Raw genomic sequence first — 24132 nt, 5'->3', positions numbered from 1 at the left:
GGGTTGTGACTGAAAAAGCGCCACTTATGTCCACGGATGGACTGTATGCCGGCGCGCCAGGGAGGTGCGCGCCGGTCTCCGTTGCTCGTCACTTATTTAGAATAACTAAAAGGCGCTCCTCGTGCCTTGATTGACACTTTTTCAGCTCACAACAGAGGCGGAGATGAAAGATAAACAAGCCCTGAGTAAAACTGTTTTCTGGTCGTACTTCAAAGCATTTTTAATAAGGCACCGAAAAAGCGAGACTTGTTAATTACGAATGCAAACGATAATCTATCTCATTAATATCGCATGTTAAAAAACTACTCTTCCTGATAAATGGGCCTTTAAGAGTTGTTATTCGACATTAAATAAGTCAGTGAAATTTTCTGATCTTTTATCATCAGATCCTAGCTAAAAACCGTGTATGGAACACCCCAATATGACCCTGTCTTACTCTGGCCGAATCTTTTCGATGGTGCTGGCCGCAACATTAGGTGGCTATTTATTAACCTCGGCAGTGATGATTTTGATTGCCGCCATTCTGCCTTTATCCCGTGCCGATGCCGTTATTACCAGTGCATTACTGAGCTTTGCTGTGTACACCGCCGCGGTAATATGGATATTTGCGGTTAAAAATGCCAAACGTGCCTGGATAGGAATGATAGGTGCAACAGTGATTATTGGCGGCTTGGGTTTGCTGTTAACGGAGTGGTTACGATGAGCAAATCGACGGATGTAAGCCTTGAGCAGGGACGTTTTCGTCAAACGATGGCCTGGTTGCATACCTGGGGCAGTTTAGTTGCCAGTTGGGCATTATTCGCCATTTTTCTGACCGGCACTATTGGTGTGTTTGATGATGCCATTACCCATTGGATGACGCCTGAGCGAGCATTAATCGGTGAATTTGATCCCGAAACCAGTACTCAAGAGCAACGCCTGACCGCAGTAACACAAGCTGAAAACTTTCTACGAAATGCCGCGCCCCAAAGCCATTTTTGGCGCATACGGTTGCCCAGTGAGGCCGATCCAGCAATTGGATTATCCTGGGAAGATGACAATGCCGAAATTCAGCAGCGCCGGTTACATCCTGTCACTGGTGAAATAATTCCTGATCAGCAACAGCGTGAGACTCAGGGCGGTCATCACTTTGTGCATATGCATTTTGAGTTTCATGCTGGTATGACCGGTATCTGGCTGGTGGGATTTTTTACCATGATCATGCTGGTGGCTTTGGTCAGCGGTATCATTATTCATAAACGTATCTTCAAAGATTTTTTTACCTTTCGCTCGGGTAAAGGCCAGCGCAGCTGGCTCGATGCACATAATGCCTCTTCGGTTTTATCGTTGCCATTTCAATTGATGATTGCCTACAGCGGGCTGGTGATCTTTGTGTCGATCTATATGCCAGCCGGGGTATTGGCCAATTATGACAAACCACAGAGTTTCTTTGCCGAAGTGTTCAATCAGCCGGAGCATCGACCAGAGACCGGTATTGAAGCGGATGTTCTATCGTTGACTGAGCTGTTTAAACAGGGCGAAGCGTTAATGGAGAAACCGGGTAGTTTTATTAATGTAGAGCACCCCGGTGACAGTAGTGCGGTTGCTAAAGTCTTTGGCTTGTTTGAGCAGGAGAAAAATAATGGACGGTTACTCTTTTTGAGTACCGGGCAGGTTATTTTTGATGCGGTAACCGGTGAATTGATTCATATCGAAGCACCGGAAACATTTGATAAAAGTAATGCCTTTGCCGCACAACGTATTATGCGGACCTTACATTTTGCCAATTTTGGTGGTTATACCGTTCGCTGGATTTATTTTATTTTGGGCATGGCGGGCACCATCATGATGGCGACCGGCGCCATTTTGTTTATGGTGAAACGTCGGCAAAAATCCTTGAACGAATTTGGGGCGCAAACGCCAAAGGTCTACCGGGCTATTGAAGTCCTGAATATCAGCGCTATTAGCGGATTAATGGTCGCCTGTGTCTCGTATTTTTGGATAAACCGGCTGTTGCCATTGGATGTGCCTGAGCGCGCCAGCTGGGAAATAAAACTATTCTTTTTTATCTGGCTGGGCAGCTTACTGCATGCGGCTATACGACACGCTTCTCGTGCCTGGATAGAGCAATTATCCTTATTTGCTGCGTTATGTTTATTACTGCCTATCCTCAACTGGCTGACGACAGGACAACAATTAATCAGCTATTTTATTCAGGGTGACTGGCTGAATACCGGCTTGGAATTAACGGTCGTGCTGTTCGGTGTGTTGGCTGTTTGCTCGGTCAAAATACTGAAAAGCAAACAACATAAAGCCGCGATACAAGGTTCCAGCCGTTATAAAACCAAGTCGGAGGCAACGTAATGCAAATGTTGTTGATGATGTTGCTTGCCACAGCATTATGTTATGCCGGTATGGCGGGGTTGAGTTTGGCGATGCCGAGACACTATTCGCAAGTAAGCACAGCTAAATTATCTGCCAGCCACACACGTCTGTTGCGAATCGCTTCAACTATGCTGTTAATAGTTTCCTTATGGCCAGCGATCAGTATGTGGGGTGTTGTAGTTGGTATCGTTGTCTGGCTGGGCCTATTATCGGTGGCAGCGCTGATATGGGTTGGTTTATTGGCTTATTGGCCACGATTTGCAGCCACCAAAGCGCTTATTCTGGCTTTGGTGGGCTTATCAGCTTGTATCGTTTTGTGGCTAAATTAATCTCGAATTTGATTCATGGAGTTTTTATGAAGAAAATCAGACTGGATTCGATATTAAGTTATATCGGGATTATAGGTTTAATGATTAACCTGGCATTGAATCTTTATGCCTATTTTTTATCGATCCTGTTTCATCCTCGCCGTTGGAAGAGGGCTGGTGGTCTATCTGGCTGCCCAGTTTCATGGTTTGGATAGTATTTTTAATGGTCGCTTCGTTTATTGGTGCCAATCGTAAGGATTAATTCTGTTCTTCAGATTTCTCATGCCCTTCAGTGCTTAGATCTTCGGGGATGTGTTGTATTTGAGCATCAATTTCTGGCTCTTGGGCGTTTTCCGGTTCTTCAGTGTTTTCCTGTGTTTTAGTACTCTCCTGTTCTTGAACAGTTTCCGATTCTTCAGGGTTCTCCTGACTTTCGGTCATCTCCTGAATAAACTGCGGCGCTAGACGCTCATACAGGCTTTGTTGTCCTTCAGTATTCTCCGGTTGTTGAATGTCGTCAGCATCTTCAATGTTCTGCTGATCGTCGATTGGCTCCTGAAAGAATGGCGGTTTGAGACGCTCAAGCAGACTTTCCCGTTCATCAATGCTGGCTTCAACGGTAAAGCGTTTTATACCAATCAGCTGTCCTGAGTCTGTGACCACTTTAACCTGCCATTTACCGACCGGATCCTCTGGGAAATTCAATTTCTGTGTCCAGGCCCGATAGCCTTGTTCACTGCCGCCTTCGATATTCAGCGTGATTCGATCGACTTGTTTACCGTTATGGATCCACAGGTGATGAATTTTTTCCTGCAAGCCGCGAGGTGCGCGGATAGCTGTCCAGGCATATATGCCATCGCGTTTCAGGGATTGCACATCAAGGCGATCAATATGAATGCTGTGCGTGCGTTGTTCACGATCAACCTGTTGTACCAGATTAAATTCAGTTAATCGCAATGCTGCGGGTGGGACTAAGCTGGGGACTTGCCACAAGCCAGCGGCTAAAGCGGCCAACATTAACGTCATTAACGGCCGTCGCCACCAGCGACCATTGGCAACAAACTTCACTAAACTGGGCAGACTGAACAACAGGGAAGCAATCAGAGCAAACGCCAGGCTTTGACCAGTAGTCAGCTGTAGCAAGATGGGGAGAGCAACCAGTAATACAGCGAATAAAGCCAGCGCATGAAAAATAACAAATAAAGATCGACGCGGTGCCAGTTGTTTGTAATACAACGGATCAATCACCGAGATCAGAGCACATAAAATCAATAAAGCGGTAAACCCTGCCTGAGTGTGATTCCAGGTGGTGACGGCAAGAAAAAACGGCAACACAAAAAACAAACTTTCCTGATGGACTAATTGAGTCAGGTAATGCATTAAAGCGGGTGGAATATTGAGTCCAAAACGGCTTTTAAAACTTTCCCGCAGCCAGTTTTCCAATACCAGAAACACCCAGCTGACCAACATCAGGATAGCGATAACCTGCGCCAGTGACTCTTTGCGTTCCACCAGAAAATAACTGGCCACACCGGAAATAAAACCAATCGCCGCAATCAGCCAAGGCCAGCGTTTCGCCAATTCAATTAGCGAAAATAGTAATGATTTTAATGTGGCCATTTGGGGTCAGACACCGATCAGTGATGATGATAAATGATGATATTCAACTTAATCATCGTATAACGCTTTCAGTCTGATTATTATTAGTGATCATATGACTGAAAGGCGAATACTGAACTAGTCCATCTGTTCAGGCAGTAGATTTACAGTTCGCTTCGGGCGATTTGAATAGCTTTTTTAACTTGTTCTGGCGCTGTTCCACCCAAATGATTACGGGCGGCAACCGAGCCTTCGAGCGTTAATACCGAAAATACATCGTCGCCGATCTGATCACTGAATTGCTGCAGTTCCTGCAGTGTTAACGCCGACAGATCTTTTTGCTGTTTTATGGCAAAGGCTACTGACAAACCAACTACTTCATGAGCATCACGGAAAGCAACACCTTTACGCACCAGATAGTCTGCCAGATCGGTGGCGGTCGCATAACCTTTCAGAGCCGCCAGACGCATGTTGTCTTTTTTGACGGTGATTACTGCGAGCATATCGGCATAGACACGTAACGAGCCAAGCAATGTGTCGATGGTGTCAAACAGCGGTTCTTTATCTTCCTGATTATCTTTATTGTAGGCCAAAGGCTGGTTTTTCATCAGCGTCAGCAGGTTAAACAGATTACCGTAAACCCGGCTGGTTTTACCGCGAACCAGTTCCGGCACATCAGGGTTTTTCTTCTGTGGCATGATTGATGAGCCGGTACAGAAGGCATCACCCAGATCAACAAAATCAAACTGGGCCGAGGACCAGATAATCAATTCTTCCGAGAACCGCGACAGGTGCATCATTAGCAGTGAGGCGAAGCTGTTAAATTCAATGGCAAAATCGCGATCACTGACCGCATCCAGTGAGTTACGGCAGATACGCTCAAAACCGAGTAATTCAGCCGTGTATTCACGATCAATCCGAAAGGTTGTCCCGGCGAGTGCTGCAGCACCTAATGGCAGGCTGTTGACCCGTTTTGTGCAGTCATCCAGACGTTCCAGATCACGGCTGAGCATCTCAAACCAGGCCAGCATATGATGACCAAACGTGACAGGCTGCGCCGTTTGCAGATGGGTAAAGCCAGGCATAATGGTATCGAATTCACGTTCAGCCACATCCAGCAAGGTAGAGCGCAGCCGCTGTAATTCACTGCGAACAGGCACAATCATATCGCGCAGATATAAACGCACATCGGTTGCCACCTGATCATTACGTGATCGACCTGTGTGCAGTTTTTTGCCGACTTCGCCAATCAATTTGATTAGTCTGGATTCGATATTCATATGCACATCTTCCTGTGCAATGGACCATTCAAACTGATCGTTATCGATTTCGCTTTCAATCTGCTGCAAGCCAGTGATGATTTGATCGCGTTCAGTTTCTGTTAAAACGCCCACTTTACAAAGCATAGTGGCATGCGCGACGGAACCCTGAATATCCTGCTGATACATGCGTTTATCAAACATCACCGATGCAGTGAATTCCTCAACGAACTTATTAGTAGGCTGGGTGAGACGGGCGGAAGAAAGCTTTTTATCAGATGCGGTCATGGCACGGGCCTGTGATTGCTGGCAGAAAAAGACCGCATTATAACGCGGCTGTTCGTGGAACCGCAGGGGAAAATGTTAGAATCGACAACACTGTTAACTATAATGTGGATTTTTGTTTCATGAGTCAGCGTACTGTTCGAATTGCTACCCGTCGCAGTCCCCTTGCCATCTGGCAGGCCGAGTTTGTCCGTGACAGTTTGTTGGCGTTGCATCCACATCTGAATATCGAACTGGTTCGTATTAAAACCCAGGGCGATATCATTCTTGATACCCCATTGGCCAAAGTGGGCGGCAAAGGCTTGTTTGTCAAAGAACTGGAACAGAGTATGCTGGCCGGTGAAGCCGATATAGCGGTGCATTCGATGAAAGATGTACCGGTGGAGTTTCCGGAAGGTCTGCATTTACCGGTTATTTGTGAACGCCATGATCCGCATGATGCGTTCGTCTCTAATCATTATGACAATGTTGATGATTTACCTGAGGGTGCCGTTGTCGGTACTTCCAGCCTGCGCAGGGAATGTCAGCTTCGTCACTACCGACCGGATTTGAAGATTGTACCGTTGCGCGGCAATGTAAATACCCGCCTCGCCAAGTTGGATGCGGGTAATTTTGATGCGATTATTCTGGCCAAAGCCGGATTGGAAAGACTGGGTTTTGATGAGCGTATTCGCAGTGCTTTAACCCCTGAGCAAAGTTTGCCTGCGATTGGACAGGGCGCACTCGGTATTGAAACCCGTATCAATGATGACGAAATGAATGCATTAATTGCCCCGCTTAATTGTGAGCTGACCTCAATTACTGTCAAAGCTGAACGGGCATTAAATCGTCGCTTAAAGGGAGGCTGTCAGGTTCCAATCGGTGGCTACGCTATATTAAATGGTGATGATATCTGGGTTCGTGGGCTGGTTGGGCGCCCTGACGGCACCGAAATGCTGCAGCAGGAAATTCGTGGCAAGGCCAGTGAATCCGAACAACTTGGTTTAACATTGGGTGAGATGTTACTTAACCAGGGCGCTGATAAAATTCTGGCTGATATTTATGATGCCTGAGCACTCGGCTCTGGCATTGGAAGGCCGCAAGATTCTCGTAACAAGGCCAATTCGACAGGCGCATGGACTGGTCGACCTCATCCAACAGCAGGGTGGAGAGGCCATCGTCTTTCCGGTTATTGAAATTACGGCGATTGATGTTAAACAATGGGGCGAATGGAATCCGCAACAAACCAATTGGCTGGTATTTGTCAGTCGTAACGCTGTTGAACAATTTCTGAAGGGTAATCCGCAACCATTTCCAGGTCATGTTAAATTGGTTGCTGCAGGTGAAGGTACTGCGCAGGCATTACGGGAAAACGGTTTAACGGTGGATTTACAACCTGAACTGTCAAACGGCAGTGAAGGTTTGCTGCAGTTACCCGAGTGGCAACAAATGACTCAACAGCAGGTCGTAATTGTGCGGGGGGAAGGAGGACGTGAGCTGATGGCAGATACCTTGCGTGCCAGAGGTGCTAAGATTAGTTATCTGGAAGTTTACCGTCGACAATTACCCACGGTATCGTCCGAACTTCAACAACAAGCCTGTTCAGCCGATTGGCTAACAGCAACCAGTGCCAATGGTGTGACAAACCTGTTAAATTTATTATCAGCTAGCTGCCCGCAGGTTTTACAAAAACCTTTGTTGGTAGTCAGTGAACGGATCAAGGCTTTTGCCGTGCAACAAGGATTCAAACGGGTGTATGTCAGTTTAGATGCCAGTGATGGTGCAATCATTCAGCGACTTATAGAGATGGGATCAGATCATGGAGCCTAACAGCAAATCTGAGCAGGTCGAAAAGCCCGCCAAAAAAACTGAAAAAAATGTCTCAGAAACACCCAAAAAGACAGTTTCAGTAAAGTGGGCGCTGCTAATCATTTTAGCGATAGTGATAACGCTGCCAGGGGCTGGTGCACTTTGGCTGGTATGGCAGCAGAAACAGCAACTGATGGAAGTGGAAAGTCGTTTTGATGAAATGGCCGAACTCGAAACGGATATTTCACAACTGACCAGCAGTCAGCGCCAATTAAACAATCAACTATCGACATTTAAGCAAACTCAGCTTGAACAAGGTGACGTACTGACCAAGCTACAAAACCAGTCACCCTTAACAACTGAGGAAATCGAGCTGGAATGGGCATTGGCGGAAATTCGTTATTTGCTCAATCTGGCCAATCAGCGCGCTTTGTTGGCGAATGATACCAGTGGGGCAGCACTTGCCTTATCACTGGCTGATCAACAGATCCGTGAAATTGGTGATTATCGCATGCAACCCTTGCGTGAGCTGATTGCAGAGGAAGAACTGGCACTTGAAGCAGCCGGAGAAACCGATGTGGCGGGAATTGCTGCCGATATGCTGGGGTTGATTGGCTCAGTTGATAAGCTACGTGTTGTTACTGGCCCTAAACAGTCTTACTTCGACGAAACTGAAAAAGAAGCAACAGAACAATCAGCCTGGCGTGAAGCGATTGCTGATATTTGGACACAGCTACGTTCACTGGTGGTTATTCGTCAGCAGGAAGATGCCCCGGCCGCAGTATTAATGCCTGAACAACGCTACTTCCTGTATCAGAACCTGCGCTTGCAACTGGAGACCGCCCGCTTTGCTGCGCTTTCAGGCAATCAGCGAATGTTTGAGCAAAGCCTGCAATCGGCCAGCAGCTGGCTTGAACAGTATTTTGTGGGTGATCATCGCGATGCAATGCTGGAAAGTTTGCAAGCCATGCAGAACCAGGCCATTAGTATTGAAACACCGGATATTTCGGGCTCACTTCGCTGGTTGAAAGGATTTGAACCATGAAATGGCTGATTATTATTGCAATTGCACTGGCATTAGGCGGTGTGTTTGTCTGGTTGGCTGATTTCGAGCCAGGCTTTGTGTTGGTGCAGTACGGACAGTGGACGCTGGAAACTTCGCTAATTGTATTTACCGTGGCTTGGTTAATTCTGCTGTTATTGGTTTATTTTACGCTGCGCAGTCTGGCGGTCATTAAAAGTACGCCAAACCGCCTGTCGCAATGGCAGGAAAACCAGCGCCATAAACGTGCTATTAAAGCGTTAACCAATGGGCTGATAACACTGGAAGAAGGTCGTTGGGCAGAAGCTGAACGATTGTTATTGCGACATGCTGGCAACAGCGAGACACCTTTATTACATTATCTGGCAGCTGCACGTGCTGCACAGAAACAACAGGCGCCAGAGCGGCGTGACTCCTATTTGAAACTGGCTCACGAAACGACCCCCAGCGCTGATATTGCTGTCGGGGTGGTACAAGCAGAATTACAACTTTCGGCCGGACAGAAAGAACAGGCTTTAGCTACCTTGCAACATCTGCGTCAAGTTGCGCCAAAACATCCCTATGTTTTACAGCTTCTTCAGCAGTTGTATCAGGAAACGGATCAATGGCAGGAAGTGCAATCAGTGTTACCTGATTTGCGTAAACGACATGTTTTGGATGCCAGTTCAGCCAATGCTTTGTCGGCAGAAGCCACTGTGGGACAATTGCAAAATGCCTTGATACGTCAGGAATGGCAGCGAATGGAACAGATATGGCTGCAATCTCCGGCGAAAATCAGACAATCTGAGCACGTATTGAAAACCTATGTGAATGGTTTGTTATTGCAGGGCGAGCAACAGCAGGCAATGCAATTGATTGAAGAATATTTACGCAAAAACTGGAGTGATGCGCTGATTTATCAGTATGGCAAAATTCTGCAGGGTGGTTTATTGAAACGTCTGGCCACGGCCGAGAAGTGGTTAAAACAACATGAGGAGAACCCCTGGTTATTGCTGACGTTGGGAAGACTGGCGCAGGCAAATAAGTTGTGGGCCAAGGCAGAAGCTTATCTACGGGCCAGTATTGAGCACGGTCCTCGCGGTGAAACCTATCAGGCGCTGGCAGAAGTATTAATGGCGCAGGATAAACGTGATGCTGCAGCCAATGTTTACAAACAAGGGCTGGATGTCATGCTGCAGAATAATCCCAATAAAGTGATCTAATCTTTTTCAAGAGTTTAAATAAAAACGGCGCTTGAAAGCGCCGTTTTTATTTTTGGAATTAACGTCTTACAGCCGCATCGGCATAACGACATATTGCCGTGTGAATTTGGGATCATTTGGGGTAATCAACGCACTGCTGTTTTCATCGGTAAATAACAGTTTGACCTTGTTATCAGGAATGGCGTTGAGCAGATCCAGCAGATAAGCATTATTAAAAGCGATTTCCAAATCCGGACCGCTATATTCCACTGCCAGTTCTTCCTCAGCGGATTCCTGTTCCTGATTGGTCACGGTAGCTTTGAGCAGATTGCTACTGAGATTCAGCTTTACGCTGCGATGCTTGTCATTAGCCAGAATCGAAGCTCGGGATAATGCCTGTTTAAGCTCATCTCGTTCGGCAATGACTTCCTTATCACCACCGACCGGTAAGACACGTTCGTAGTTAGGGAATTGGCCATCAATCAGCTTGGAAGTGAAATGCATATCCGGCAGTTCGACTTTAAGTTGCTGGGGGCTGATCGCCAGGGTCACGTTATCCGCAACATCACCTAATAACCGTCCCAGTTCCAAAATCGCTTTACGGGGTACGATGACACTGTGTTTTTCATTGGTTTTTTCTGCGGTTTCAATGCTGCCTAAAGCCAGTCGATGACCATCAGTAGCTACAGCACGCAAGATATTTTCTTCGCGTTCCAACAGCAGACCATTCAGGTAATACCGAACATCCTGGCTAGCCATGGCAAAACTGGTTTCATCCAGCAGATCTTTTAATGCTGATTGAGGAACTGTCAGCTGATCAAGATAATTTGCACCTTCGCTATCTGGAAAGTCTGTTGCCGGTAGCGTGGCTAAAGAAAAACGACTTTTTCCTGCCCGAACCAGTGATTTGTTGTCTTCAGCCTGAAAGCTAATAGTGGCGTTTGCGGGTAAGGCGCGAACGATATCCAGTAGTTTGCGAGCAGAGACAGTGGTTTCACCTTCTTTTTCGACCGCTACCGGTAACGTTGCAATCATTTCCAGTTCCATATCGGTACTGGTCATGGTTAATTGCTGATCACGGCAACGTAACAGAATATTAGACAAAATAGGCAGGGTGGAGCGCCGTTCAACGATGCTGCACACCAGTTGTAAGGGACGGGCAATAATGTCTTGGCTCACAGTAAATTGCATGATGTCTCTCTCGGCTAGCTGGATAAAGTTCGAAGTAAATTACGGTAGTCTTCCGCGATGCGGCTATCAGTTTCTTTCAGTTCCACTACTTTACGACAAGCGTGCAGAACAGTGGTGTGATCTCGTCCACCAAACGCTTCACCGATTTCCGGCAAGCTATGACTGGTGAGCTCTTTTGCCAGCGCCATTGCTATTTGTCGTGGACGGGCAACCGAACGCGTGCGTTTTTTTGCCAGTAAATCCGATACCCGTATTTTGAAGTATTCTGCAACAGTTTTCTGGATACTTTCCAGTGTGACCAGTTTTTGGTGCAAAGCCAGCAGATCTTTTAAGGCATCCTGAGCCATATCAATCGACAGTGGCTGGTTGGTAAAGCGCGAGAATGCCATGACGCGTTGCAAGGCACCTTCCAAATCACGCACATTTGACTTAATGCGTTTGGCAATAAAAAAGGCCACATCATCCGGTAGGGTAATCAGATTTTGTTGCGCTTTTTTGATCAGAATAGCGACACGGGTCTCCAGCTCTGGTGGTTCAATGGCAATCGTTAACCCCCAACCCAAACGAGATTGCAGACGCTCATCCAGATTTTCAACTTCTTTGGGAAACCGGTCACAGGTCAGAATGATTTGCCGTTGGCCTTCCAGCAGACTATTAAAGGTATAAAAGAACTCTTCCTGAGAGCGTTCCTTTTTGGCAAAGAACTGGATGTCATCAATTAATAATGCATCGGCACTGCGGTAATGTGCTTTGAATTGATCAATAGCGTTGTTACGCAATGCGGTAATCATGTCCTGTACAAATCGCTCGGAGGATAAATAAATCACTCGTGCTTTGGGATTGTTCTGGCGAATTTTGTTGCCGACCGCCAGCATCAAATGGGTTTTGCCAAGCCCGGTGCCGCCATAGAGGAACAATGGATTGTAACCGGAGGTACCCGGTGCTTCAGCAACATGTAAAGATGCTGCGCGGGCAATCTGATTGGATTTACCTTCAACATAATTATCAAAGGTAAACAACGGATTCATCGGGCTGCCAATCGCCGGGGAAGGTTCTGTTTCCGAAACTGCTATTGATGCGGGGGCTTTATCCGTTGTTTTGACACGACGTTTGGTTTTTTCGGCGGAAATGGAATCTTTGGTACCGACTTCGATTTCAATTTTATTGATGCTGCCGTTGGTCAATCCTTTGATCAGCGCATTTATCTGTTGTTCAAGCTGTTCGTGAACCCAGGCCTTAACATAAGGATTTGGCGCCAACAAGCGCAGACTATCTTCCGTTTCGATGGCTTGCAGGGGCCGTAACCATGTGTTCAGCTGTTGTGCCGAAAGATCACCTTCGAGATGGGATAGGCATTTTTCCCAAAGGGGTGAAGACACAGCAACTCCTTGACTAATATAAAGGTTTACAGAAAACAGACTAATAACTGCAGGCTTTTTTCGTGATAGTATAGCGCGACAGACAGGGCATCTAAAGTTATCTGCATGCGGGGCTTTTGGCAAGTAAAATAATGTTGCATGGTCGGATGAATGCGGTTTGACTTGTTATGCCTGCAAACTCTATAATCCCATGTCTTTTGCCCCGGCTGTTTCCGTTCGAGAGACGCTTACCGGCTGCAAAACCATTGTTATTCCTGGAGTTGGTGAAATGAAAAGAACTTTTCAGCCTAGTAATCTGAAGCGCAAGCGCACTCATGGTTTCCGCGCACGTATGAAAACTGTCGGCGGCCGTCGTGTTATTAATGCCCGTAGAGCCAAAGGCCGCGCAAAACTTTCTGTTTAATTCTCTCTGTTCTCAGAGGGTGCATGACTTGGCCACTTTCAGCCGAGCCATGAAAATGAATAGCCCGGGAGATTTTACCCGGGTTTTTCGTCAGGGTAAGCGCACTGGTGGCGGTGGTCTGACGATTCTAAGCGTTGAAAACTCTGTCGGGCATCCCCGACTGGGACTGGCTATCGCAAAGAAGCATCTTAAACTGGCCAGTCAACGTAATCGGGTAAAGCGAATCATCCGGGAATCTTTCCGGCAGCATCAATCAGCTTTATCCAATATCGATATTGTGGTGTTATCACGTCCTGATATTAGTCAGCGGGATTCGTCGCAATTATGGGCAGCATTGGAGCGACATTGGTTAACCGTGGTGGCACAATGGCAAACATCCTAATCGCTTTTGTTCGCGCGTATCGCTTTTTATTAAGCCCGTTCATGGGCATGCACTGTCGCTTCCAACCTACTTGCTCCCAATATATGATTGAGGCCATTCAAACGCATGGCTCGCTTCGTGGTGTGTGGCTCGGTTTACGCCGAATCTCATGCTGTCATCCTTGGCACGCCGGCGGCGTGGATCCTGTTCCTGAACTAAAGACAAAAAAACACAATGGATAACCTCAGAACTCTGTTTATTTTTGGCCTGTTAATTGTTTCTCTGTTGTTGTGGGAAGCCTGGCAAAATGACTATGTGCGCCCGCAACAGGTTGCAACGCAAAATAACGCAGACCAGCCTGCTTCAGAAAACGCCCAGTCGCAGGATGACTTACCCGAGTTACCAACAGATACTGCAGATGGCTTGCCTGCAATGCCGGAAAGCGAACAAGCCACAGCGACTTCAGCTAATCAGCTCCGTGTAAAAACCGATGTAATTGAAGCGACAATTGATTTACGTGGGGCGGATATCCGTGAACTGGCATTATTACAATATCCTGTTGATGTAGATTTGCCTGATGAGCCAGTACAGCTTTTAAATGACAGTCGTAAGAATTTCTTTGTTACTCAATCAGGTTTACGAGCCGAAGGCTCGGCACCGACACATTATGAAACCTATACTGCGGAAAAATCCGAATATGTTATGGGGGAGAATGAAAATAGTCTGAGCGTTCCGATGCGTTGGGAATCTGATAACGGGCTGACCGTGATTAAAACCTATACTTTTACCCGTGACAGTTACCTGGTAGATGTCACTTATCAGATAGAAAACCAGTCTGGCGAACGTTTTGCTGCTTATCCCTATGCACAATTTAATCGTAATCAACCTGAAGACGATAGTTTCATGATCTATACCTATACGGGTGCTGTTTTTTCCAGTCCGGGTAATGAATACGAAAAAGTGGATTTTGGTGAACTGGAAAAAAATGATTTTCGTCGTGATGTGAATGGTGGCTGGGCGGCGATGATTCAACATTATTTCGTGGCAGCCTTAATTCCTGCTGAACCATTACAGGAAATCAGTCTTTACGGTAAAGCGATAAACAACACTAATTATACGGCCGGTATCCGTTTTCCTGCGGTAGTCGCCGAAAATGGTGAGCAAGCTCAGGCCTCTTATCAGATTTACCTTGGTCCAAAAGAACATCAACGTCTTGAGCCAATTGCAGATAATCTGGATTTGACCGTTGATTACGGTATTCTGACCATTATTTCCAAGCCGTTATTTATCGTCATGGAATGGCTACATAAATTAACGGGCAACTGGGGCTGGTCCATTGTATTACTGACCATTCTGATCAAACTGGCGTTTTATAAACTGTCAGCAGCCAGTTACCGTTCGATGGCGTCAATGCGTAAATTGACACCCAAGCTGGCCACACTGAAAGAACGCTACGGTGATGATAAGCAAAAATTCAATCAGGCAATGATGGATTTGTATCGCACCGAGAAAATTAATCCGCTGGGTGGTTGTTTGCCGATTCTGGTGCAGATGCCGGTCTTTTTGGCTTTCTATTGGGTCTTAGTGGAAAGTATTGAACTGCGTCAAGCCGATTTCATCCTGTGGATTAATGATTTGACGGCAATGGATCCCTATTTTGTCTTACCAGTGCTGTTTGGTTTATCGATGTGGTTCCAGCAAAAGCTGAATCCGATGCCTCAGGATCCGGCGCAGGCGATGATGATGAAGATCTTTCCGATTGTCTTTACCGTCTTTTTTGCTTTCTTCCCGGCAGGTCTGGTGCTTTACTGGGTGGTCAACAACCTTCTATCAATAGCTCAGCAGTGGTATATCACTCGTAAAATGGGTGCGTTGTAACCCTTTCAGCAGGATAAGCAGAACTCCACTGTTTACAGCTAAGTAAACAGAGTTATTTATGACAGAGCATTACACCGACACTATCGTAGCCATTGCCACTGCGCCCGGCCGCGGTGGTGTCGGTGTTGTGCGTTTATCCGGCCCTGAAAGTGCTCAGATAGCCGAGCAAATCTGCGGCAAACTGGCACAAACCCGTCAGGCAAAATTCACCCACTTTCGAGCAGCCGATAAAGAAATTATCGACAGTGGCATTGCGTTGTATTTTGCCGGACCCGCCTCGTTTACCGGTGAAGATGTCATCGAGTTGCAGGGGCATGGCAGTCCATTGGTGATGGCTAGACTATGTCAGCGAGCAGTTGAACTGGGTGCCAGAATGGCTAGGCCCGGAGAGTTTTCTGAACGCGCATTTCTCAATGGCAAGATGGATCTGGCACAGGCTGAAGCCGTTGCAGATTTAATTGAAAGCTCAACCGAACTGGCTGCTCGTAGTGCAATGCGTTCGTTGCAGGGGGAATTTTCCAAAAAGGTTAATGACTTCTTGCAAGAACTGACCTATTTAAGAATGTTTGTTGAAGCCTCCATTGATTTTGCCGATGAAGAAATCGATTTCCTCGGTGAAGCTCAGGTGGATAAACAATTACAGCAACTACTGGCAACCCTGGCAGGTATTCAAGGCAGTGCCCGACAAGGCCGCTTATTACGCGAGGGCATCAGTGTGGTGTTGGCCGGACAGCCCAATGCTGGCAAATCCAGTCTGCATAATCGGCTGGCGGGCCATGATGCAGCTATTGTGACTGAAGTAGCCGGTACAACTCGTGATGTATTACGAGAGCAAATTCATTTGGGCGGTTTGCCACTGCGTATTTCCGATACTGCCGGCCTGCATGATGCCACCAGTGATATCGTTGAGCTTGAAGGTATCCGCAGAACGCAGAACGAATTGGCACAAGCTGATCATATTCTGCTATTAATTGATGATAAGCTTGGCATGACGGAACAGGATACAAAAATCCTTTCTGCTTTACCGAGCGATAAATCATTTACCTTGATTCGAAATAAGATCGACCAAAGCGGCCATGCTGCTGAAATAACGAATGAAAATGGCATATCAGTGATCTATCTATCCGCAAAAAGTGGCGAAGGGATGGATTTGCTGACACATCATTTATGCGAGGTAGTAGGTTTTCATCCGGAAGAAGAAGGGGTGTTTATGGCGCGTCGTCGACATCTGGATGCTTTGCAGCGCGCTCAACAAGCCATTGAAGCAGGCTATGACTGTCTGACAGGTATGGGCGCGGGTGAATTACTCGCGGAAGAACTGCGTATTGCTCAGTCTGCTCTGGGAGAGATTACCGGGACATTCACGACTGAAGACTTACTAGACCGCATCTTCTCCAGTTTTTGTATTGGTAAATGATCTTTTTGCAGGCATGTCATGTTCCCAAATCAAGACACCCAAATCAGTGATTTGCATGAAGTACGGCATCAACATATCCTCAAATTAGTTCAGCAAAGCGGGGTCAAACAGCTTTTGGACTTAGGCTGTGGCTCAGGTACTTTTCTGTGGCAGCTGTTAAATGAAACGCAGATTGAGCAGGTTATTGGTGTTGAACAATCCAGCTTATCTATTCTGCAGGCGCGTGAAAAACTGGCAGCATACCTTCAGCAAACTCCATCTAGAATAAGGTTAATTAACGCATCATATGCTGAACCGCATCCAGAGCTTTATGGTTTTCCGCTGGCAGTGATGATTGAGACCATTGAGCATATTGAGCCGAGACTGTTATCCAAGGTTGAACAAAATGTTTTTGCAGTGATGCGTCCAAAACAAATCATACTGACAACACCTAACTACGAATACAATCCGCTATACGGGCTATATCCCGGACAGTTTCGGGATCCGGATCATCAGTTTGAATGGACTCGGCAGAAATTTCAGCAATGGGCCAGAGGCGTTGCTGCCCGTCATAATTATGAAGTACATTTTTCAGGAATTGGGCAGGCAGATCTGCAATTAGGTTCACCCACCCAGATGGCAGTATTTCACTAGGGCTTGTTGATCTTTCATCTCAAAATAGAGGCGGAGATGAAACCTAGGTCTGAAACTCAACTGTCATGGAATTGCCACTCAAATGCCATAGTCTGAGAAGCATGATATCGTCTTGCGTTACAATGTTTAACCATTCCCTTAGGCAAACCCAAACTAAATAGGAGCCAGCATGCTACGCCTATACAAAATTGCTCATGGCTTAATTAAGGAAATCAAAGTTGAAGGCGAGGTATTGGGGCATCATTTAAAAGAAGCCGACTGGATAGATGCGTTGGAGCCCGATGATGATGAACGCGCATTACTCGCGACTTTGTTCAGCGATGAAGTACCCGATGTCGATGATGTAGAAGAAATTGAAGCCTCGGCTCGGTGCTTTACCGATCAGGATGGTCTGCATGTGCATTCATTATTTCTGGGTTACTCAGAAGGGCGACATCACACGGTTTCGGTCGCGTTTATTTTACAGCCGGATAGACTTATTGCCATTCGTGATGGTGAATTAAGTGATTTTCGATTATTACGGATGCGAGCTCGCCGTGGGCAGGTGAGTTGTGAGACGCCGACGGATTTACTGATCACCCTGTTGGAACAAAAAGTCGAAAATCATGCCGATAATCTGGAAGATATACATCGCCAGCTAGAACGGGTCAGCCATCTGGTTTTAGAAGATGAAAGTGCTGATCTGGAAGATGCCATCAGTCAGTTAGCGCGTTTGGAAGACAGTAACGGAAAGATCCGTTTATGTTTAATGGATACCCAACGTGATATTTCTTTTTTGTTGCGTCACTTACGAGAGCCGGGTGCATCACGGGAAACCTTATATGAGATATTGCGAGATTTGGAGACATTGATGTCGCATACGACATTTTTATTCGATAAGATAAATTTCTTGATGGATTCCACTCAGGGGTTTATCAATATCCAACAGGCACAGATCATTAAAACGTTCTCGATTGCCGCGGTGGTGTTTCTACCACCAACATTGATTGCCAGCATTTATGGAATGAACTTTAAATATATGCCGGAGCTGGATTGGAGCTTCGGTTATCCATTTGCTATTGGTCTGATGGTGGCAGCAGGCATGGCGCCCTACCTTTATTTCAAACGTAAAGGCTGGTTGTAAAATCTTCATAGGAGTAACACAGATGAGTCGACATTTTGATAAAGCAGAGGGTTTGAGTGAAACGCATGATCCGGCCACACATGATTATGTGTTTAACCAAACAATGTTCCGCATTAAGGATCCAAAACGTACCCTGAAGTTTTATTCTGAAGTGATGGGTATGACACTTATCAAACGTTTTGATTTTCCGGAAATGCAGTTCACCTTATATTTCATGGCGGCTATTTCACCGGAGCAGCGGCAGGATTGGTCGGACGATAATGATGAGCGCATCAAACAAACCTTTGCCCGTCCAGCTATGCTTGAATTAACCCATAACTGGGGTGATGAAGACAAAGATGAGGTGGCTTATCATAACGGTAATAGTGACCCACGGGGCTTTGGTCATATTGGCTTTGCCGTTCCCGACATTGATGCTGCCTGCGCGCGCTTTGAGGAGTTTGGCGTTCCATTTGTCAAACGCCCTAATGATGGCAAGATGAAAGGTATCGCGTTTATTCAGGATCCAGATGGCTACTGGATAGAAATATTTACCCCTGATCGTCAGCCGAATTTGCTGAAAGATCATCTTGCTTAAGTTCTTCAGTTTTAGTTGAGCCGCTTCCAAGTGGTGGGCTGGCAAAAACCTGGATTCTATCAGGCAGCTTTTTAGCCTCGTACATTGCCTCATCGGCATATCGCACCAGTTGCATGGCATTACTGCCATGCAACGGATATACCGCGATGCCAATACTGACGCCGATATGCAGGATTTTGCCGTCCACTTCATATGGCAGGCTCAGACACTCGCAGATTTTTTCGGAGGTCTGCTGAGCATTGGCAACATGATGAATATTTTGAAGTAAAACGACAAATTCATCACCGCCAATACGTCCGACAATATCTGCCCCACGTAAACATTGTCGAATACGGTTGGCAACCTGTTGCAGTAGTAAGTCACCGCTAGCGTGTCCATGCTGATCATTGACCGGCTTAAATTTATCCAAATCCAGAAATAATACTGCGAGGGCCTGTTTCTCACGCTCACTTAATACAATGGCTTGATTTAGATGCTCGGTAAAGCTGGCACGATTGGGGAGGCCGGTCAGGGTGTCGTGATGCGCCATATGCGACATACGCTGCATCATCAGTTTATGTTCAGAGATATCTCTGGCAATTCCGGTAAAGGAATCCACCTCGCCATTATTATCAAATAACGGTGCGGTATTACTGCGATGCCAGCACCAATGCCCATTAAAATGTTTTATCCGGTACTCAATACCACTGTGTTTTTGTCGACTGAGAAGTACTTGCTGCAAAAAATTGTGGCAGGCCGAGACATCATCCGGATGAACAAATTGATCAAAATGTCGACCGATAACGTCACTAATTGGGTGACCAAGGATTTCGGTCCAATTGGGTGATACATAGGTAAGCAGGCCATCCAGCGACAATGAATAGATAATGTCATTGGCATTTTCAACAAAGGCCCTGAACTTTGACTCGCTTTCGTTCAGAGCTGTCTCGTAGCTTTTACGTTGCGTAATGTCATTACCATAGCCGGTCCAGACAATAGTGCCATCAGCTTCACGTATGGGAGTGTCATAGGCTTCAATCCAGATGGTATGGCCATTTTTAAGGACCATGCGAAATTCACTATGCCAGGCACTGGCGGTTTCAGCAGATTGAATGCTTTCATTGATGACCCGTTGATAATCATCCGGGTGAATCATTTTCAATAATACAGAGGCATCTTCAGCAACCTGTTGCTGGGTTACACCAAATAAAGCTTCTAATCGGGAGCTGGTGTAGGTGTATTGGAATTTACCGTCAGGGGTTAAACAAAGCTGATAAATAAAGCCGGGTAGATAAGATGAAACAGCACGTAAATGATTGAGCAACTCATTATCTGTTGAAGTGGACCGGCTCTGTTTGCCGTCGGGCGGGGAGTGCATCATGCCTAGTTAACACCATTTATTTTTTATTTAATAATAGGCTGATGCGTTTACCCATTCAAGTATTTATGTGGCATAGCGCACAGAGGTTCAGTATTTCCAGGTTGCAGGAGGCTCACTTTTCAAATGTTCTATAAATACTCTGGTGCGCCTTGATAAATGTCCATAGGGATACATTAACCAGATCGGCAAACTGGGACCATGCCAGTCCTCCAGGCAACGTTGCAATTTGACGGTGTGCTGACTTATGCTCAATTCAGCTAACCAGTTCGGATAAAGTCCCAACCCTTTACCTCTAGCAATGGCATCAGCCTGCATGATGAATTGATCGGCTGAGATCTGGGATTGCTGTGGGGGTAATTGAAATGGTTTTTTATGAGGATGTTTTAATAGAATATTCTGTGTCGAGTGCTCCAGAGTATCAACCCATTTATGTTCAGTCAGTTGATGCGGGTGAAGGATTTCTCCTGCCTGTTGCAGATATTCCGGGCTGGCATAAATACCCTGTGAAAGCTGACCCAGACATTCATGGCGAAGACCATTCTCTGTTACGGGGCCCAGCCACAAAATGACTGATTCACCAACGGTGGCCTGAGGCAGGTTGAATCCGGTACGCATTTTAAGATGCAATTTTGGATGCTGCGTCATCAGCATTTCTACTTTCTCGCTAAGCCAGCGGCAGCTGAAAGCATTATGAAAGGTGAAATCAAGCGTGCCACTTACCTCAAGTTGCAGAGCATCCAGTGCTAACTGACTTTGCTGGGCAAGATCGATAAATTGCTGACAATACTCGGCAAATATCTGGCCTGCCTGAGTTGGGATAAGTCGATTGGATTCCCGTCGAAGTAATTGCTGACCAACACGTTGTTCCAGTTGGCTGATACGTCTGCTTAACGTGGATTTAGGAATAGCCAGTTGTTCTGCGGTAAACGTTAAACTGCCAGACCGAATGATTTCAACAAAGGCTGTCACCGCTCTCATATCTGGCAAAACTGCACGATCATTCATATGTAAGCCTGTTCAGGTTTATGCAACGTTGTGTTTATGATTCAATACTTTCCATTACAAATAATAAGCATTATCATTTGCATTAAAGGTTTGGATTGTAATTGATTAAGTGAATGATCGCCAGGGATTGTATATTTTCATCTTCGAATAAGTCCCAGGCTGATGCGAAATTCACTTGGTTTAAGCATAAAGGGAGCTTGGTTAAGAAAGCATTAACAATAGGGTCTGCTGATCTGTTATAGCTGTCTCTGAAAGATAAACAGACCCTAGGCGCCTTATCTGAAGGTTTGAATTGTTCCCCAATTTATTGTTTGTTTGCCCTTTCCCGATGTTACTGCAAAGTGCATCGGGTTTTTTTTGTCTCTAAATCGTTGTGGATTTTTTATTCATCTCGTTTTCATACTTTTCGTTAAGTTAATGAAAACCTAAAGCAGTGATGAAAAAGAAAGCACAACTAATTTCATCAGCTGGGTGTTTTCAGGTCATTATTATGGATTTCACCTTTGTCATTGAGCATATCGTCATGCTCCTGCATTTTCCATGGCAAAATGCCTGGCGATATATGAATGAAATGCATGTATTTCTCGAATTGATTTAGAATGTCATCAATGACTTCCTGCTGATCAAAGTTAAACACATCATAGGCCGCGCCACCCCTCCGCATAAAGACTTCTGCACGGTAATAGCGCTTGTCACCATCTTCACTTCTTGCCATTTGTGGATAAGCAAAGGTGGGCATGGCATAGCCACGCATACGAATTTCATAGATGAAATCCAGTTCTTCTTCTCGAACCACTTCTATATACGCGCGATGCTGGGTGTCATCAAAAAATACAATAACCGGCCAGCCTTTCTCTTGCAAAACCGTTTCAACTTTCTGCATGGCCGGATGAGCCGTCGTTTTGATAAATTCTGCCACTTGTTGATAATCCGGATAGTGAATCAACCCTGCTAAACGTTTCTTCCAGTTACCCGGCCGGTGTTGCGAGCTATGCATGAAGGCTGACAAACTGGCTTCACGATGACCTTCAATCGCTAAAGCACGCCACATTCCAATGGCTGCCAGCACCATAATGATGGCAAACGGCAGGGCACTGGTAATACTCATGGTTTGCAAGGCACTTAAGCCACCGGCAATTAGCAGTGCAGCCGCCACCAGACCTTCCAGAGATGCCCAGAAAACCCGTTGCCATACTGGCGTGTTACTGGCGCCACCAGACGCTAAGGAGTCAATGACCAGCGACCCTGAGTCGGAAGAAGTAACAAAGAACGTCATAATCAGGATAACGGTAATAAATGACACTATTGATGTTAGAGGCAATCGTTCATATAGCTTGAACAAGGCAATCGCAGTGTCATTTTGCACTTCCGTAATGAGTGCGGTATACCCCTGATTCATAATCATATTGAGGGCCGTATCCCCAAAAATGGAAAACCAGATAAAGGTAAAAATGGTCGGCACCAGCAGCACGCCAAAGACGAACTGCCGAATGGTGCGACCTCGACTTATTTTGGCAATAAACAGCCCGACAAACGGTGCCCAGGCAATGGTCCAGCCAAAGATAAATAAAGTCCAGTTACCTATCCAGTCACTCCGGGTATAAGCCTGCAGATTGAAGGTGCGCTCAACAATATTGTTCAGGTAACTACCAGTGTTTTGTAAAAATGTTTCCAGAATGAAAATACTTGGTCCAGCCAGAAACACAAACAGCATTAATGCAACGGCCAGAACCATGTTGAGAATGGATAACCGTTTAACACCTTTATCAAGTCCAGCCACCACGGATAGAATAGCCAGTAAAGTGATACCGGTTATGGTCACAACCTGAACAAAGGTACTGACCGGGATGCTGGGCCATAGATAATTCATACCAGCATTGATCTGGGCAACGGACAGGCCAAGCGTTGTAGCAATGCCGAATAGGGTCCCTAAGATAGCAATAACATCCACAGTATGGCCGATTGGACCATAGATTCGCTCGCCGATAAGCGGGTAAAGGGCAGAGCGCATTGATAACGGCAAGCCATGGCGAAAGGCAAAATAAGCTAAAACCAGGCCGGTGAGACCGTAAATGGCCCAGATATGAAAGCCCCAATGGAAAAAGGCAATTTGCATGGCTTGTTTCGCCGCATCAACCGTTTCGGGTGCTCCTTGAGGTGGCGAGGCATAATGCAATACCGGTTCAGCCACCCCAAAAAATAACAAAGCAATCCCGTAGCCCGCTGAAAACAGCATCGCAAACCATGCAGGAAAGCTGTATTGCGGTTCAGCATGATCGGGGCCTAATTTGGTTTTGCCCCAACTGGAAATGGCCACGGTTACGATGAAAACCAGAAAGAAAGCCACCGCCAGCATATAAAACCAGCCAAAGGTTTTGGTCAGATAACTGAGTGTCGCAGCAAAGGCTTCGCCCGCTAATTCTGGATTGCTGATTGTGCCTATTACTAACAGTAACGTAATAATAACGGCAGGAAAAAAAACAGGAACCAGAATAGTAGAGGGGATCTTTGAATCAGCTTGCATGCTCAAACTCCGATTTTGATTCGAATGAATCATTAGCGTCATGCAATATTAACGTGAATGGTTTGGCCAGATGCTGACAATGCGAAGTGAGAGATAGACGCTTACATCATCGGCATATTGCATGCCGGGTGGTGTTGGGAAAAAATCACCGTACAAACCGAATACAGGTTGTACGGTGAAGTATTCGTCTAGCCTTTAGGACCGAGAAAGAACCAAATGATAAGTCCTATTACCGGGAAGAACAGTAATATCAAAATCCATAACACTTTGGCTAAGGTACCGGCACCACTTTTCGCTACTTTGAGAATGGCCCAGATAACAATAATCAGCCAGATTAAACCTAATATGCCACCGACTTCTAGATCCATTTTGTCGCTCCTTTGCTAGTTCAGATAAAATTTTAATTCTGTCTTAGGGCTTGTTGATCTTTCATATCCGCCTCTGTTGTGAGCTGA

24 protein-coding genes are annotated in these 24132 nt (G+C 46.1%); 16 read left to right on the top strand and 8 right to left on the bottom strand.

Annotated elements, in window-relative coordinates:
• Window positions 1-421 precede the first annotated feature (421 nt).
• The 4 genes from B3S93_RS08960 to B3S93_RS08945 are packed head-to-tail and all read left to right on the top strand — an operon-like array spanning window position 422 to window position 2887.
• Window positions 422-703, top strand: coding sequence for a DUF3649 domain-containing protein (locus tag B3S93_RS08960; protein ID WP_292402702.1), 282 nt, complete (start codon window positions 422-424; stop codon window positions 701-703).
• On the top strand, window positions 700-2343 hold the full coding sequence (locus B3S93_RS08955) for a PepSY-associated TM helix domain-containing protein (RefSeq protein WP_292402705.1): 1644 nt from the start codon (window positions 700-702) through the stop codon (window positions 2341-2343). The genes B3S93_RS08960 and B3S93_RS08955 overlap by 4 nt, the downstream gene beginning before the upstream one ends.
• Window positions 2343-2693, top strand: coding sequence for a DUF3325 domain-containing protein (locus B3S93_RS08950; RefSeq protein ID WP_292402708.1), 351 nt, complete (start codon window positions 2343-2345; stop codon window positions 2691-2693). The genes B3S93_RS08955 and B3S93_RS08950 overlap by 1 nt, the downstream gene beginning before the upstream one ends.
• 26 nt (window positions 2694-2719) lie before the next feature.
• Entirely contained in the window at window positions 2720-2887 is a 168-nt protein-coding gene (locus B3S93_RS08945; RefSeq protein ID WP_292402710.1) for a hypothetical protein, read from the top strand.
• A gap of 43 nt (window positions 2888-2930) precedes the next feature.
• Here the strand turns inward: B3S93_RS08945 and B3S93_RS08940 are convergent, their stop codons facing one another.
• Both B3S93_RS08940 and argH read right to left on the bottom strand, forming a co-directional pair.
• The gene (locus tag B3S93_RS08940; RefSeq protein WP_292402713.1) at window positions 2931-4292 is read right to left on the bottom strand and encodes a DUF5924 family protein; all 1362 of its coding nucleotides are present in this window, start codon (window positions 4290-4292) and stop codon (window positions 2931-2933) included.
• A 143-nt stretch (window positions 4293-4435) separates the two neighbouring features.
• Window positions 4436-5818: an argininosuccinate lyase gene (gene argH / locus B3S93_RS08935; protein WP_292402716.1), complete on the bottom strand. Its 1383-nt coding sequence runs from the start codon at window positions 5816-5818 to the stop codon at window positions 4436-4438.
• Window positions 5819-5937: 119 nt separating this feature from the next.
• On the opposite strand from argH, the gene hemC reads away from it, so the two are divergent.
• From hemC to B3S93_RS08915, 4 genes are read left to right on the top strand one after another with little or no spacing between them, the layout of a single operon-like run.
• Entirely contained in the window at window positions 5938-6867 is a 930-nt protein-coding gene (gene hemC, locus B3S93_RS08930; RefSeq protein WP_292402719.1) for a hydroxymethylbilane synthase, read from the top strand.
• Window positions 6857-7624, top strand: a complete 768-nt coding sequence (locus tag B3S93_RS08925) for a uroporphyrinogen-III synthase (RefSeq protein ID WP_292402722.1) — start codon at window positions 6857-6859, stop codon at window positions 7622-7624. Before hemC ends, B3S93_RS08925 begins: the two co-directional genes overlap by 11 nt.
• On the top strand, window positions 7614-8648 hold the full coding sequence (locus tag B3S93_RS08920; RefSeq protein WP_292402725.1) for a uroporphyrinogen-III C-methyltransferase: 1035 nt from the start codon (window positions 7614-7616) through the stop codon (window positions 8646-8648). Before B3S93_RS08925 ends, B3S93_RS08920 begins: the two co-directional genes overlap by 11 nt.
• Window positions 8645-9847, top strand: coding sequence for a heme biosynthesis HemY N-terminal domain-containing protein (locus tag B3S93_RS08915; RefSeq protein WP_292402727.1), 1203 nt, complete (start codon window positions 8645-8647; stop codon window positions 9845-9847). Before B3S93_RS08920 ends, B3S93_RS08915 begins: the two co-directional genes overlap by 4 nt.
• 66 nt (window positions 9848-9913) lie before the next feature.
• On the opposite strand, the gene dnaN is transcribed toward B3S93_RS08915, so the two are convergent.
• Both dnaN and dnaA read right to left on the bottom strand, forming a co-directional pair.
• Complete coding sequence (gene dnaN / locus B3S93_RS08910; RefSeq protein ID WP_292358407.1) at window positions 9914-11017, bottom strand: DNA polymerase III subunit beta; 1104 nt, start codon at window positions 11015-11017, stop codon at window positions 9914-9916.
• A 14-nt stretch (window positions 11018-11031) separates the two neighbouring features.
• Window positions 11032-12396 (bottom strand): chromosomal replication initiator protein DnaA, encoded by a 1365-nt coding sequence (gene dnaA / locus B3S93_RS08905; RefSeq protein WP_292358405.1) that lies wholly within the window; start codon window positions 12394-12396, stop codon window positions 11032-11034.
• Between the two features lie 268 nt (window positions 12397-12664).
• Between dnaA and rpmH the strand changes: the two genes are divergently transcribed.
• The 8 genes from rpmH to gloA all read left to right on the top strand — a co-directional run bounded on the left by rpmH (window position 12665) and on the right by gloA (window position 18788).
• The gene (rpmH, locus tag B3S93_RS08900) at window positions 12665-12799 is read left to right on the top strand and encodes a 50S ribosomal protein L34 (RefSeq protein WP_036311011.1); all 135 of its coding nucleotides are present in this window, start codon (window positions 12665-12667) and stop codon (window positions 12797-12799) included.
• A gap of 49 nt (window positions 12800-12848) precedes the next feature.
• On the top strand, window positions 12849-13181 hold the full coding sequence (gene rnpA, locus B3S93_RS08895) for a ribonuclease P protein component (RefSeq protein WP_069294773.1): 333 nt from the start codon (window positions 12849-12851) through the stop codon (window positions 13179-13181).
• On the top strand, window positions 13124-13402 hold the full coding sequence (gene yidD / locus B3S93_RS08890; protein WP_349676190.1) for a membrane protein insertion efficiency factor YidD: 279 nt from the start codon (window positions 13124-13126) through the stop codon (window positions 13400-13402). Before rnpA ends, yidD begins: the two co-directional genes overlap by 58 nt.
• The gene (gene yidC / locus B3S93_RS08885) at window positions 13395-15038 is read left to right on the top strand and encodes a membrane protein insertase YidC (RefSeq protein ID WP_292402733.1); all 1644 of its coding nucleotides are present in this window, start codon (window positions 13395-13397) and stop codon (window positions 15036-15038) included. The genes yidD and yidC overlap by 8 nt, the downstream gene beginning before the upstream one ends.
• A gap of 58 nt (window positions 15039-15096) precedes the next feature.
• A complete protein-coding gene (mnmE, locus tag B3S93_RS08880) occupies window positions 15097-16455 on the top strand; it encodes a tRNA uridine-5-carboxymethylaminomethyl(34) synthesis GTPase MnmE (protein ID WP_292358396.1) in 1359 nt (452 codons plus the stop codon).
• 18 nt (window positions 16456-16473) lie between these two features.
• Entirely contained in the window at window positions 16474-17088 is a 615-nt protein-coding gene (locus B3S93_RS08875; RefSeq protein ID WP_292358394.1) for a methyltransferase, read from the top strand.
• 169 nt (window positions 17089-17257) lie between these two features.
• Window positions 17258-18211 (top strand): magnesium/cobalt transporter CorA, encoded by a 954-nt coding sequence (corA, locus tag B3S93_RS08870; RefSeq protein WP_292358392.1) that lies wholly within the window; start codon window positions 17258-17260, stop codon window positions 18209-18211.
• Between the two features lie 22 nt (window positions 18212-18233).
• Window positions 18234-18788, top strand: coding sequence for a lactoylglutathione lyase (gene gloA / locus B3S93_RS08865; protein WP_292402735.1), 555 nt, complete (start codon window positions 18234-18236; stop codon window positions 18786-18788).
• Here gloA and B3S93_RS08860 read toward each other — a convergent pair.
• From B3S93_RS08860 to B3S93_RS08845, 4 genes are all read right to left on the bottom strand, one after another.
• Window positions 18742-20148, bottom strand: coding sequence for a sensor domain-containing diguanylate cyclase (locus tag B3S93_RS08860; RefSeq protein ID WP_292402738.1), 1407 nt, complete (start codon window positions 20146-20148; stop codon window positions 18742-18744). The two genes, gloA and B3S93_RS08860, sit on opposite strands and share 47 nt — an antisense overlap.
• Before the next feature lie 87 nt (window positions 20149-20235).
• Window positions 20236-21153: a LysR family transcriptional regulator gene (locus tag B3S93_RS08855; RefSeq protein WP_292402741.1), complete on the bottom strand. Its 918-nt coding sequence runs from the start codon at window positions 21151-21153 to the stop codon at window positions 20236-20238.
• 463 nt (window positions 21154-21616) lie between these two features.
• The gene (locus B3S93_RS08850; protein WP_292358385.1) at window positions 21617-23677 is read right to left on the bottom strand and encodes a BCCT family transporter; all 2061 of its coding nucleotides are present in this window, start codon (window positions 23675-23677) and stop codon (window positions 21617-21619) included.
• A gap of 188 nt (window positions 23678-23865) precedes the next feature.
• Window positions 23866-24045 carry a PLDc N-terminal domain-containing protein gene (locus tag B3S93_RS08845; protein WP_292402743.1) on the bottom strand — a complete coding sequence of 60 codons (180 nt, stop codon included), beginning with the start codon at window positions 24043-24045 and terminating at the stop codon, window positions 23866-23868.
• Between the last annotated feature and the right edge of the window lie 87 nt (window positions 24046-24132).

The organism is Methylophaga sp. UBA3613 (genome assembly GCF_002375415.1).
GTDB lineage: Bacteria > Pseudomonadota > Gammaproteobacteria > Nitrosococcales > Methylophagaceae > Methylophaga.
Note: the sequence above shows the minus strand (reverse complement) of the source record. Positions and strands in the feature narration are given on the sequence as shown.

Coding starts and splice junctions, on each gene's coding strand:
- B3S93_RS08960 (WP_292402702.1), top strand. CDS start 422: ATGACCCTGTCTTACTCTGGCCGAATCTTTTCGATGGTGCTGGCCGCA.
- B3S93_RS08955 (WP_292402705.1), top strand. CDS start 700: ATGAGCAAATCGACGGATGTAAGCCTTGAGCAGGGACGTTTTCGTCAA.
- B3S93_RS08950 (WP_292402708.1), top strand. CDS start 2,343: ATGCAAATGTTGTTGATGATGTTGCTTGCCACAGCATTATGTTATGCC.
- B3S93_RS08945 (WP_292402710.1), top strand. CDS start 2,720: ATGAAGAAAATCAGACTGGATTCGATATTAAGTTATATCGGGATTATA.
- B3S93_RS08940 (WP_292402713.1), bottom strand. CDS start 4,292: ATGGCCACATTAAAATCATTACTATTTTCGCTAATTGAATTGGCGAAA.
- argH (WP_292402716.1), bottom strand. CDS start 5,818: ATGACCGCATCTGATAAAAAGCTTTCTTCCGCCCGTCTCACCCAGCCT.
- hemC (WP_292402719.1), top strand. CDS start 5,938: ATGAGTCAGCGTACTGTTCGAATTGCTACCCGTCGCAGTCCCCTTGCC.
- B3S93_RS08925 (WP_292402722.1), top strand. CDS start 6,857: ATGATGCCTGAGCACTCGGCTCTGGCATTGGAAGGCCGCAAGATTCTC.
- B3S93_RS08920 (WP_292402725.1), top strand. CDS start 7,614: ATGGAGCCTAACAGCAAATCTGAGCAGGTCGAAAAGCCCGCCAAAAAA.
- B3S93_RS08915 (WP_292402727.1), top strand. CDS start 8,645: ATGAAATGGCTGATTATTATTGCAATTGCACTGGCATTAGGCGGTGTG.
- dnaN (WP_292358407.1), bottom strand. CDS start 11,017: ATGCAATTTACTGTGAGCCAAGACATTATTGCCCGTCCCTTACAACTG.
- rpmH (WP_036311011.1), top strand. CDS start 12,665: ATGAAAAGAACTTTTCAGCCTAGTAATCTGAAGCGCAAGCGCACTCAT.
- rnpA (WP_069294773.1), top strand. CDS start 12,849: ATGAAAATGAATAGCCCGGGAGATTTTACCCGGGTTTTTCGTCAGGGT.
- yidD (WP_349676190.1), top strand. CDS start 13,124: ATGGGCAGCATTGGAGCGACATTGGTTAACCGTGGTGGCACAATGGCA.
- yidC (WP_292402733.1), top strand. CDS start 13,395: ATGGATAACCTCAGAACTCTGTTTATTTTTGGCCTGTTAATTGTTTCT.
- mnmE (WP_292358396.1), top strand. CDS start 15,097: ATGACAGAGCATTACACCGACACTATCGTAGCCATTGCCACTGCGCCC.
- B3S93_RS08875 (WP_292358394.1), top strand. CDS start 16,474: ATGTTCCCAAATCAAGACACCCAAATCAGTGATTTGCATGAAGTACGG.
- corA (WP_292358392.1), top strand. CDS start 17,258: ATGCTACGCCTATACAAAATTGCTCATGGCTTAATTAAGGAAATCAAA.
- gloA (WP_292402735.1), top strand. CDS start 18,234: ATGAGTCGACATTTTGATAAAGCAGAGGGTTTGAGTGAAACGCATGAT.
- B3S93_RS08860 (WP_292402738.1), bottom strand. CDS start 20,148: ATGATGCACTCCCCGCCCGACGGCAAACAGAGCCGGTCCACTTCAACA.
- B3S93_RS08855 (WP_292402741.1), bottom strand. CDS start 21,153: ATGAATGATCGTGCAGTTTTGCCAGATATGAGAGCGGTGACAGCCTTT.
- B3S93_RS08850 (WP_292358385.1), bottom strand. CDS start 23,677: ATGCAAGCTGATTCAAAGATCCCCTCTACTATTCTGGTTCCTGTTTTT.
- B3S93_RS08845 (WP_292402743.1), bottom strand. CDS start 24,045: ATGGATCTAGAAGTCGGTGGCATATTAGGTTTAATCTGGCTGATTATT.